At 42.0% G+C, this 13,457-nt stretch carries 5 protein-coding genes; all 5 read left to right on the top strand.

The annotated features are described in order from the left end of the window. Positions 1 to 3,039 (top strand): hypothetical protein (locus FVQ77_15855; GenBank protein ID MBW8051775.1); only part of this gene is annotated, 3,039 nt, incomplete at its 5' end. A gap of 355 nt (positions 3,040 to 3,394) precedes the next feature. After that, entirely contained in the window at positions 3,395 to 3,652 is a 258-nt protein-coding gene (locus FVQ77_15860; protein MBW8051776.1) for an efflux RND transporter permease subunit, read from the top strand. 93 nt (positions 3,653 to 3,745) lie between these two features. Then, complete coding sequence (locus tag FVQ77_15865) at positions 3,746 to 7,447, top strand: T9SS type B sorting domain-containing protein (GenBank protein MBW8051777.1); 3,702 nt, start codon at positions 3,746 to 3,748, stop codon at positions 7,445 to 7,447. A gap of 51 nt (positions 7,448 to 7,498) precedes the next feature. Next, positions 7,499 to 7,744 carry a hypothetical protein gene (locus FVQ77_15870; protein ID MBW8051778.1) on the top strand — a complete coding sequence of 82 codons (246 nt, stop codon included), beginning with the start codon at positions 7,499 to 7,501 and terminating at the stop codon, positions 7,742 to 7,744. Positions 7,745 to 8,006: 262 nt separating this feature from the next. Then, on the top strand, positions 8,007 to 13,190 hold the full coding sequence (locus tag FVQ77_15875) for a T9SS type B sorting domain-containing protein (GenBank protein ID MBW8051779.1): 5,184 nt from the start codon (positions 8,007 to 8,009) through the stop codon (positions 13,188 to 13,190). Positions 13,191 to 13,457 lie beyond the last annotated feature (267 nt).

A 13,457-nucleotide genomic window follows, 5' to 3' on the forward strand; every position in this document is an offset into this window, starting at 1 on the left:
AATGGAAATATCCAGGATTGTAATTTGACTGCAGGATTGCCAGGTGCAGGGGGCAATGGCGGATTTGGTGGCAATAATGGAATTGGTCTCAATGGCGGTATAGGCGGTAAACCAGGTTGTGATGTCGGACAAGGTGGAAATGGCGGAAAAGGCGGTGATGGCGGAATTGGCGGCAATGGGGGAAGCGCTCAAGCCGGGCAAAACATGGCATTATACCTTAACGGCACATCCCTGCTAAACAATGATTCTACATTTAATTTTTCCGCACAGCCAATTATTGCAGTTGACAACCACGGATGTACCGATGATATTGTGTTGGCAAATACAACTGCTCCGGGTACAACATTTGACTGGGATTTCGGCCCAAACGCTACACCACAGCTTGCCTCCGGAGCAAATCCTCCTCCGACACAATTCAATACCATAGAATATCAGACGATTGACCTTTCTATTGATGCAGGCGCTGCCTCTGTCTTCACAGATTTTGTAGGAATATTAACATCGGATTCCGCTTCGCAACCCACGATCATTGCTTCTGATACTACTTTGCTTTGCCCCGGTGATTCGCTGGAATTTACAAGCTCTGTGTTTGCAGCTAATTATGACTGGAAAATATATGATATCTTTTTGAACCTGCTGCAGGCATACAATGGGATCTCATTTTCCAGCATAGGAAATATTTTCAATATTCCAGGTACCTATTATGTTACTTTGATGACCACTTCGGATTGTTGTGGTAATTCTGTGCCGGATACAACAACGGTATTCGTAGATAGTCTCCCTGTTGCAGGGATTACAGGAATAGATGGCCTTTGTCTCGGGCAATGCGGCTATTTATTTGCAAATGGCGGAGATTCTTACTTATGGAGCAACGGATGGGTAACCGATTCAATGTATATTTGCCCGGCAACTGATACCACCGTTTCATTGATCGCCTTTAACAGCAACGGCTGCCCAAGCGCGCCCGTTGCGCATACCATAACTGTTGCTCCTTCAAACCTCGTTTATCTCTACAGTGACGATAGCCTTTTTATCTGTCCGGGAGACACTGCACAACTCCAATTAAATGCTTTAAGCACAAGCCCAAACCCCGGTATCATATATTACTGGTCTGATAATTTTGGAATGACTAATACAACCACCATACCAACATTACTAATTACACCGGTTACAACAACTGTGTATTATGTCCAGGCAAATGATAATGGGTGCCTTAGCCCGCCTGATTCTATTTTGGTGACCATGAGTGATCTGAAGGCGAACATTATTAGCAGCGCTAATATACAATGTGCGGGTGGAAATGATGGAAACGCCACGGTTGCACCAACCGGGGGACAGGATCCTTATGCTTATTTATGGAGCAGCAGCAGCGCTGATACATTTCCAACAGTAACCGGCTTAACTGCCGGTGTTTATACAATAACAATTACCGACAGCTTAGGTTGTACTGCCAAAGACAGCGTCACCATTACACAAGCAGATTCATTAGAAATAGAAACTGGAACGCTTGCATCAAACTGTGATTCTTCTGATGGTAAGGCAATCGTTTTTGTCAATGGCGGCATATTGCCTTACACTTATGAATGGTTTGATAGCTCCGGCACGCTTATCGGGACTGATACATTAATTGAGTCGTTAGCACCAGGTATTTATTGGGTTGTTATTACAGACAGCATGGGCTGTTCCGATTCTGCTTTTGCAAGCGTTGTTGCGCCTGCCGAATTTAATACAATGATTACCGATACAACACACGTAAGCTGCTATGGCGGTAATGATGGAAGCGCTACAGTTATTGTTGATCCATCAGGGCTTTACACAGGTACAGGCCCCCTTGTCTGGTCGTGGAATACTACTCCTCCACAAACTGATTCCACAGCCACCGGGCTGACTGCAGGCATTTACGAGGTGATAATAACCGATTCTATTAACTGTCAAACCAATGCGGTGGTAACTATTATTCAACCTGATTCCATAACTGTAAACATTTCAAAAACCGATGTTAACTGCTTTGGATTTGTTAATGGAACGGCAGAAGCTTCAGTTACAGGTGGAACTCCGGGTTATACTTATCTATGGTCGCCCATTGGTGGAACAGATACAATCGCTTCTAATTTACCTCCAGGAACTTATATTATTACTGTTACAGATTCGAACGGGTGTGTAAATGCAGGAGCTATAGTAATCGCTGAACCTGCTGCTGCATTATCTTTAATAACAGGATCTACCGATATCACCTGTAATGGCTTCAATGACGGGATGGCAACTGTAGATGCATCAGGCGGTACAAGTCCTTATACCTATTTATGGAGCGATAATCAAACTAAAGATACGGCTGCAGGTTTATCACCTGATACATTTTATGTAACCGTAACAGATCTCAATGGATGCAGTGAGCAAGATACGATAACCGTTAATGAACCCGCGCTTTTAACTTCAACTACAACTGTAACTAATGAAACCTGTGGAGAATCTAACGGAAAGGCAACCGTTATTGTTGATGGCGGTTTGAGGCCATATGGTTATTTATGGAATACTACCCCTGTACAATCTGATTCAACAGCTTCAGGCTTAGCAGCGGGGTCTTATTCAGTAATAGTTACTGATAAAAACGGATGTGTTGATTCTGTTTTTAATATAACAATAAATGATAGTTCGTCAGGTACTATGTGCCAGGCTTGTACGCTGAAAATATATAACGGCCTCTCCCCAAATGACGACAAAGTGAACGATGCCTGGATCATTGATGGAATTGCAGGTTCACCCAACGTGATCTTTGCCTGTACCCAAAATAAATATAAAGTAAAAATTTACAACAGGTGGGGTGATAAGGTATGGGAAAAAGATAATTATGATAACATAGAGGTAGTTTGGAATGGCAATAATAAAAATGGCGCACCTTTACCAGACGGCACCTATTATTATGTAATTGAAATAGATAACCCTTCCAAACAGATAATTTGGGTTACACAGGGTAATGAAACTTCTAAATATAAACCTGAAAAAGAGGGTGTTCATGGCTGGGTGCAGATATTACGATAGTGATACGATGGTCATACAATGGTCAGTACGATAGTCATACAGTTGTCAGTGGTCATTATTTTTCTATTGTCATTCCGAGTGAGTGGGTTGGCAAAGTTGATAGAGCGAACGAGGAATCTCCTGAAATAAAGGCACTGGCTTTAATTAGTGTCTGTCCATAAAGTCGGGTTTTTATCATTAACCCCGTCCTTTAGGGCGGGGTAGTTATGAAACCACACCTACCCCCGTTCCCCCCGCACCGCTTGCGGTGCGGGGGGAACGGGGAACTCGGAATGACGTTTTGTCCCCGCCCTAAAGGACGGGGTTAATAATATTTCGTTCCTAACAGGACTTTATAGACAGACACAGTTAATGTATGAATATTGATGAAATAATTAAAAAGAAAATTGAAGTTGAAACATCAAAACTACAAATACACCTTGTAGTGGTTATAGCTTTAGCGGGTGGAGTATATAGCTTATTTGATAAACTTCATTTTAACATTATAAATCAGATAATATTTAGTGTAGGATTCATTTTTTTAATAACTTTTGCAATTATTGTTTTAAGAAATTATATTACTATTATAAATTTATTTAAAAAATTAGATAAAGGAGGTAAAAATAATGTTTGAACTAGTAGGAGCAATAATATTTGGTATCATTTTAGTTTCTTTTTCAATTTCTGTATTAATACTTACATTAATAGAGGGAAGAGAAAATGATAAATGGTTAAAGGAATTAGAATAATGGCAAAAAAAATGTTGATTAAAAAACACAATATCATCCTAACAATAAGCTTTTTTATTTTCTGCACAGGTAAAGAGAAAGCCTTCGCACAGTTGACCATAAGCAACGCCCTCACCCCTGCTCAGTTAGTACAAAATGTATTATTAGGTCCGGGCGTGATCGCTACCAACATTACTTTTAGCGGTAATGCGCTTCAAAGAGGTACGTTTGACGCCACCAATGCTATTTTAGGGCTTGATTCTGGTGTTATTTTATCTTCTGGAGATATTAACGTAGCCGTAGGTCCAAACGACTTGGGTAGCGCTACTTTACCTGCAGGTGGATTTAATGGCCCGGCTGACCCTGACCTGACAATAATTGCCGGACAAACTACCTTAGATGCTGCAGTGCTGGAATTTGATTTTATTCCAATTGGAGACACAATTCGGTTTAGTTATGTTTTTGCTTCTGAAGAATACCCGGAATTCGTAGGTTCTGCTTTTAATGATGCTTTTGGTTTTTTTATTAGTGGACCAGGAATATTTGGCCCTTATACCAACAATGCTGTAAACATTGCGTTGATCCCATCTACTATAACAGCCGTTACAATTAATAATGTCAATAATGGTACTGCCAATGCAGGTCCCTGTATGAATTGTGCTTATTATATTAATAATGGGACCGGATCCACTCCTCCTTGTAACACAGATCCTCAATGCATACAATTTGACGGCCGTACAGTTGTTCTGGAGGCAGTATTTCCTGTACAATGCAGCCAAACATATCATATTAAATTGGCTATTGCAGACGCATTTGATGCTTTTTACGATTCTGGCGTCTTCCTTAAATCGGGCAGCTTCAGCTCTGCAGGCGTACAGGTATCGGTTACTACCGTTACCGGTGATTCAACCATCATAGAAGGATGTACGGATGCTACGTTTACCTTTACCCGTTCAGATACCACTTCAGACCTTACTGTTTACTTTAGCATAGCAGGAAATGCCATCAATGGCCTTGACTTTGATAGTATAGCGGATAGTATAATCATTAACCAGGGCAGTTTTTCAGGCGATCTGGTCATATTCCCGATTTTTGACAGCATCATTGAAGGCATAGATACTATAATAGTAACTGTCTTTAATATTACTGCCTGTGGCGATACGATCCCGGAAATTGCTATCATATACATTGCAGAGGATTATGTGTTAACGGTTACAGCCAATGATGTTACCACTTGCCCGGGAAATACCATAGCTTTAACAGCGGCAGCTTCCGGGGGTATATTGCCTTACACCTTTTCCTGGAGTGACGGACAATCAGGCAATACTATTTTTGTCACTAAACTGGTAACCGATACTTTAATTGTTACGGTAATGGATAGCTGCGGCCTTAAAATAGCTGCCGATACAGTGATCGTAAACATCCAACCCCTTTCTGATACTTCCACTGTAAGCAATGTCTCCTGTAACGGAGGAAATGACGGGAGCGCCACCGTTTTTCCTGCCGGGGGCAAAACGCCATTTACTTTTTCGTGGAGCAGCGGTGGATCAGGCTCAACTGAAACAGGGCTAACCGCAGGAACCTTTTTTGTAACAATTATCGATAGTAACGGATGCAGCATTTCTGACAGCGTACTCATTACACAACCGGATTCTTTGGCGCTTGCCACCACCAGAGTAGATGCCGTCTGTAATACTGCCAACGGTACTGCAACTGTTTCTGTAAGTGGCGGCACAACGCCTTACACTTACCTGTGGAATGATCCTTTAACCCAGACTGATACAATAGCTGATTCTCTATCGCCAGGGGTGTATTGGGTTATTGTTACAGACAGCCTTAGTTGTGTTGATTCTGTTTCTGTCATCATTAATGCGCCACCCGGCTTTTCCGGAACAATATCTGATAGTATAAATATAAGCTGTTTTGGCGCTAATGATGGAAGCGCTACGGTAACCGTAACCGGTGGTACCCCACCTTTTATATACCAATGGTTTAACAGCGCTGGCGACACACTTGCCGGGCAAACCGATTCAATGGCCATAAACCTGCCTCCGGGTACTTACACCGTTGCTATCGAAGGAACCGACTCATTGAGCTGTATGGCTTTTCAAATTGTAACCCTTACCGGGCCGACTGAACTAAAAGACAGTCTCAAGTCCATTCAAAATGAGATATGTACAGGCGCCTGCAATGGTATTGCCATAGTAACACCAACAGGAGGCAGCCCGCCTTATGTTTACCAATGGAATGACCCTTTTTCACAAACCGATTCAACGGCTGACAGCTTGTGTAATGGGAATTATTCTGTAACAATTACGGATGCAAACTTGTGCGTTGACTCTGTTTCGGTATCTGTGAATAGCATAAGCGGGCCAAAAATAAGAAAGGATAATAAAGATGTGAGCTGCAATGGTTACAGTGACGGTGAAGCTTCAGTAACTATCACAGTGGGCTCACCCTTTTTTACTACTATCTGGTCTACCGGAGATACAATTATCTTGTTTTCTTTATTCTTAGATACAGCAATAATAACCAATTTACCTGCAGACACTTTTTACGTATTCGTAACAGATAGCAACGGCTGTACCGCAAACGATACGGTGATCATTACCGAACCGCTTGCGCTGGTAGATATTATCTCAAGTACAAATATCACCTGTTTTGGTTTATCTGATGGTACTGCAACTGCAAATCCTTCGGGCGGTACTCCTACTTATAGTTATGAATGGAATGATCCGGTTGGTCAAACCACTCAAACCGCAACAGGTTTGCAAGCCGACACATTTTATGTGACGATCACCGATACTAATAACTGTACTACTAATGATTCAATAATCATTACTGAACCACCACTTTTATCTTTTACTACCGATTCTATAGATGAAATATGTATTAATACAAGTGGAGAAGCAATTGTTAGTGTCTTGGGTGGTGTAAGCCCCTATCAATATAGTTGGTTTGATGATCAGGGAGATACTATCGGACAAACTACAGATACTGCTTCCGGATTATCACAAGGGACTTATTCAGTGATAATTACTGATGGTAATCTTTGTATTGATACTGTTTTTGTTACGGTGAAAAGAATACAATCACTTTTATCTTTAACTATCATCCCAATTGATGCAACCTGTGATTCAGCCAATGGAAGCGCTATAGCAGTTGTTAATGGAGGTAATCGTGATTATGTTTATTTCTGGACGCCATCAGGTGGAACTGATTCGATAGCTAATAACTTATCCGGATTTCCAGATTCTCTAATATATTCTGTAACTGTTATTGATATAAACGGATGCGAAACTAACGGTTCTGTAGTGATAGCAAATATTGATACCCCCGGCCTTTGCGGGCCTTATATATTGACCATTTATAACGGCTTTTCTCCTAATGACGATAAGATAAATGATATCTGGTTCATTGATGGCATACATAACTTTCCTGAAAACAGGGTGCTGATCTACAACAGGTGGGGAGACCTGGTATGGGAAGGGAAAAATTATGATAATAAGAATGTTTTTTGGGATGGCGCCAACAAAAACGGCAGGCGATTACCAGACGGAACCTATTATTATGTGCTTGAAATAACCAATAATACCCCCAGGAAAATTATAATTTTAAACCGCTCTTGTCCTGATGCTGATCGTTGTCTTTATAAAAGGAAACAACTGGCTATTCAAGGGTGGGTGCAGGTGTTGAGATAATTTGGTAATTGGTAAATTAGTAAATTTGAAAATGGTTGTATCTACACGATTATGAGTAGCGATGAAGTTGTACAAGAGAAGATCAAAATTCAGTTAGTAAGATTTCAGGTGTATGTTTTTGTAGTTGTAGCATTGGCAGGAGCAGTATATGGCTTGATGTTAAATTATCAGGAAAATGTTATAAATAAAATAACAAGCTGGGTAGGATTTATATTTTTAGTTGGCTTGTTTATAGGAATAATACATCATTATATTTCAACTAGAAAATTTATAAAACAATTAGGAAAAACGAAATAATTATGGTACTTGGACAAATCATCCTTCTCATATTATTTAGTATTGTTATGGTTTCTCTTGCAGTATTTATAGGAGTCCAATCTTTCATTGATTTGAAGGATGCCAATAAGGCTGATAAAACTACTTAATTATGGTACCTGGACAAATCATTGGTCTGGTAATATTTTGTATTATTATAATTTAGGATTATGCAACTAAGTACTGGATTTTATTTGGAAGATATAGCAAAAAGTATTATTTTTATGCAATTTCATTTTGTGCAATGAAAAAATTCTTCATATTAGTCTCTTTCTTATCCTTAGCTTTAATAGTAAAACCACAAGAAGCCCACGCCTCTCACGCATCGGGTATAGATATTACCTATACCTGCCTTGGGGGGAATAATTATCAATTTGAGCTGGCTTTTTACAGGGATTGTGCAGGTATCTCTGCCCCCACTTCACCCCAGTTAAGTATCAGCTCTGCATCTTGTGGTATCAGCGCTACCATAACCTTAACCAAAATAAGCGGGCCTGTTGAGGTTTCAACGCTTTGCACAGGCAATCCTAACAGCACCTGCAATGGAGGAAACGAACCAGGGTTTGAACAATACATATATTCCGGAACTTATACCCTACCTGCACAATGTTCTGACTGGGTGTTTAGCTTTACCGAGTGCTGCAGGAATGACCAGATCACCAATCTTCAAAGTCCCGGTTCAGAAGATATGTATGTGGAAGCTACGCTGAACAATACAGGGGGTATATGCAATTCTTCTCCTGTTTTTACCACCACACCTGTGCCATTTATTTGTGTGGGGGAGCTTTTTTGCTATGACCACGCAACAGTTGACCCTGATGGTGATTCTTTGGTTTATACATTAGTAAATCCGCTGGGTAATGGGCAAGCTCCTATATCTTACACCGCAGGTTACAGCCCAACCTACCCCATTACAACCACTACCGGTACGGTTGCTTTTAATTCAAGCACAGGCGAAATGTGTTTTACGCCTAATGCAGCGCAAGTCTCTGTTGTGACCGTTTTGATCAGGGAATACAGAGGTGGTGTATTGATAGGCAGTACGATGAGGGATATACAGATAATTATCCTTGACTGTGACCAGGCGCCTCTTGAGGTTACAGTTCCTTGCGGAGGAAACACCATTACATTGATCATCAGAGATGCTGCGATCGTTTGCAGCTCTATTGCTGCTGATGGAAGTGACTTTACATTAACCGGGCCTGGCGGGCCATTTATTATTACCGGAGCCGTGGGGGTAAATTGCGGAACTTCAACTGACCAGATCACCATTTCACTCAACACACCTGTTACCCTTGACTCAATTTATACGCTTACCATCACAACAGGTACAGATGGCAATACTTTAATAGACGATTGCGGCAATGTAATGGACGACCCCATAACGTTGGTCTTTACAGCAGCGCTCCCCCCGGCTACTATTTCGGGTGATGACCCGATCTGCAGGGGGAGCTGTACACAGCTTGTTGCATCATCAGGCTCTTCCTATTTATGGACCACTTTAGCAACAACACAAAGCATCAATGTATGCCCAAACAATACTACTACTTATGGCGTGGACGTTACCAATGGTTCCTGTCTCCAGACCGCTACTTTTCAGGTTACAGTAACTGATGCCCCTGAAGCTGATTTTACTTTTTCCCCCAATCCTGCTTGTGTGGGGCAGCAAGTTCAATTTACCAGTACAAGCACAGGATGGTGTTTACTTCTTGGAGGGACTTGTCAGACAGATGGTGATTGCTTTTTAGTGCCTTGTCAATTATCAGTTTCGCTTTTTTTCTGGGATTTCGGGGATGGAAACTTTTCTACAGGTATTGGTGATGAAACCCCTACCCATACGTACAATACTCCTGGTACTTATAACGTGTCGCTTATTCTTTTCGATTTTGTAACCGGATGCGACAATACAATAACCATACCCATAACAGTTGGTCCCGCAGCAGATCCTGGTTGGACCGCCCCGGGCACGATCTGTGAAACTGCCGGAGTAATAAATCTTAATGCCTTGGTTACCGGAACAGCCGGTGGTACCTGGTCAGGAACAAATGTAAGCGGCAGCACGTTTGATCCGACAGGTTTATCCGGTCCTGTTTCAATAACTTATACAGTAGGCAGCGCACCCTGCATTGGTGTTTCCACACAGTCAATTACGGTTGGCCCGGACGTTGTGCCAGGCTGGACCCCTCCTGCCCCGATGTGCGAGGATGCCGGATTAGTAAATTTAAACGCTCTCATTACCGGCACTACCGGTGGAAGCTGGTCAGGGCCTGGAGTGAGCGGCAGTAATTTTGATCCTACCGGCTTATCAGGCAATATATCGATAACCTACACAGCAGGCGTTTCACCCTGTCAGGAAAGCCTTGCACAAAATATTGTGGTTTTTGCACTCCCGGTTATTACTACAAGTTTCATAATTATTACCAACAGTACCTGCGGAAGCAATAACGGCTCTATAACAGGGATCACAGTAACAGGCGCTCCAACATTAACATACCAGTGGGTGGATGGATCGTTTACAGTAGTAGGCAGTTCGCTGGATCTGCTTAATATGCCTTCAGGTTCATATACCCTCACCGTAACCGATGGAAACGGCTGTACATCTGTAACAGTGCCATACCTTATCAGTGATGAAGTACCTGATATTATTGCAGGGGGCGTGGTTATTGATTCCACTCTTTGCGATTCAGCTACGGGATCGATCACAGGAATACTGATCAGTGGGGGCACGCCTCCGCTAATTTATGAATGGGTAAACGGGGCATTTACGATAGTAGGAAATTCATTAGACCTGCTCAATGTTCCGGCAGGTTCTTATACCTTAACTGTTACCGATTCCACAGGTTGTTCAGCTTCATCAGGCCCTTATGTAGTTCCTGAACTTTTAGCGCCACCAGCGCCATTAGCCGGTTCCCCAGCGCCTTATTGTGCGGGAGATGCTATTGCTGACCTTACAGCTACCGGTACAGGGGGGACGTTTATATGGTACGCTGATGCAGGATTAACAGTTTCTATATTTTCAGGGAGCCCTTTCGCATCAGGAGCTGCAACAGATACTTCTTTCTGGGTAACAGAAACGATGAATGGCTGCCAGGGCCCTGCCACACAAGTGGTTATTACGATCAATCCAATACCCGCGTCTCCTGCTGCCGATACTAATGCCACATATTGCGATGGTGACTCCATAGCAGATATTACCGCTGCCGGAATAAATATTGAATGGTTCTCTGATCCATTGTTAACTGTACTTATTGGCGCTGGTTCACCTTTTATTCCTCCTGTAGTAGTTGGGGTTAATATTTTTTATGTTACCCAAACAATTAGCGGATGCCAAAGTCAGGCTGATTCGGTGGTCATTACAGTGGATCCACTCCCGGCAGCTCCTGTTGCAGGGTTTGACGCCACTTACTGCGTTGGTGATTCAGTTGCTGACCTTACAGCAACCGGTTCCGGTAGTGGTTTATTGATATGGTACGCTGATGCCGCATTAACAAATATTATTGGTAGTGGCAGCCCGTTTACATCAGGCATTACAACTACAGACACATTCTATGTTAGTGAAATAATAAATGGCTGTCTCGGCCCGGCTGATTCAATCATCATTACATTCAATCAAAAGCCTGTAATAAATACATCAGCAATAGTCATTAATTTAAGCAGTTGTGGCAATGCTGACGGCTCTGTTACAGGAATCATTGCTACCGGCATGCCTCCCCTGGCTTATGTATGGGTGGATGGTTCTTTTAATATTGCAGGTGGTGATTCAGCCAACCTGATGAATGTGCCATCCGGTCTGTATAATTTAACAGTTACCGACTCAAACGGTTGCTCCTCTGTTTCCGGGCCGCACGCGGTCAACGACACAGTATCACTGTTGGATACAAACGCTGTAATCGTAGATTCGAGCGATTGTATTTCAGCAACAGGTTCTATTATAGGTATTATTCTTATTGGAGGTAACTTACCGATTGTTTATGAATGGGTAGATCAATCATTTACAGTAGTTGGCGATTCGCTGGATTTGACAGGTGTTCCTGCCGGCACCTATTATTTAACGGTTGTGGATGCAGACAGTTGTCTGGCATCAGCAGGTCCGTATGTTATCAATAGTTATCCGTTACCACCCGCTCCTGCAGCATTTTCGCCACCACCATTCTGTCAGGGCGATACTATTGCCGACCTAACGGTAACAGACACCAGTGGCGTATTCGTATGGTATTCAGATATTGGATTGACAGACTCTATCTTTTCGGGAAGCCCTTTTGCATCCGGTGCCATAACAGATACCTCGTATTGGCTAACCGTAACGATCAATGGATGTGAAAGTCCATCCACACAAGTAAATATCATCATCAACCCCACGCCTGCTGCACCAATAGCCGGCACTGATTCCGGATATTGCGTAGGTGAACCCATCGCAGACCTTTCTGCTGCAGGCTTAAATAATATTGAATGGTTCTCAGATGCAGGGCTTACAATTTCGCTAGGAACAGGTACATCTCTTACGATCACTCCCGGAATTGGCACCACTATTTATTACGTAACCCAAACAACCACAGATGGCTGTCAAAGTCCTGCCGATTCGGTAATTATCTCTGTCAATACTTCCCCACCTGCTCCTGCTGTAAGTGGTAATACATCCTGGTGTTTTGGCGATACTATTGCAGATTTAACAGCAACAGGCAGCGGTGGCACGTTGATCTGGTATTCGGATGCTAATTTAACAGATTCTATCGGTTCGGGAATCTCATTTACGCCCAATCCGGTAACAGATACTTTCTATGTTGCGGAAACGCTGAATGGCTGTAAAGGACCTGCTGATATGGTAGCCATTTATGTTAATCCGGTACCAGTGATTAATGCCTATCCGGATACCAGCATATATCCTGGTGAAAGTGTCGATTTATATGCAAGCGATAGCACAAATTATTCTTATATCTGGACGCCTCAGGAAGGACTTAATGATGCCAGTAGTCAAAATCCTATTGCTTCCCCTGATAGCACTACTGTCTATTATGTTAATGTAACTGATCCAAATGGTTGTACTGCCGTTGATTCCCTTACTATCACGATTATAATTGATACCTGTAAATTGATCATCTATAACGGGATTTCCCCTAATCTGGATGATATCAATGATAGCTGGAAAATAGAAAGTACCCCGGTGTGTTCCCCTGATAAAGTAAAAGTAATTATCTATAACCGGTGGGGAGATAAGGTATGGGAAGATGAAAATGTTGATTATAGTAAAATAATCTGGGATGGCACAAATAAAAATGGCAGGCCGCTGCCTGATGGCACTTACTTTTACATTATTGAAATAACAAATGGCATTGAACAACAAATTAATGTAACAAAAAATGGCATATTATTACCTCCTTTTGAAACTGAAACAATCGTGTTAAATGGGTGGGTACAAATCTTAAGGTAGATATTAATATGGCTTTAGTTTAATATAGCGTGTTAAACCCCGCACCCCGAGTACTCGGGGTGGTGTACAGAAATCATATAACCAGTGTTTCAGTCCGCTTTAGCGGACTTCCTTTCACTAATCATCTAATCATCAAAAATTCCATATTCATAATTTATAAATTTTTCCGGACAATAGTGTTAAAAAATAAGGTTCTGTTTTAATATAATGTAGATTTTTGTTTTGCGCACATATTCAGTCATTTACATTCGCATAAACAGCAAAATG

The organism is Cytophagales bacterium (assembly GCA_019456305.1).
GTDB lineage: Bacteria > Bacteroidota > Bacteroidia > Cytophagales > VRUD01 > VRUD01.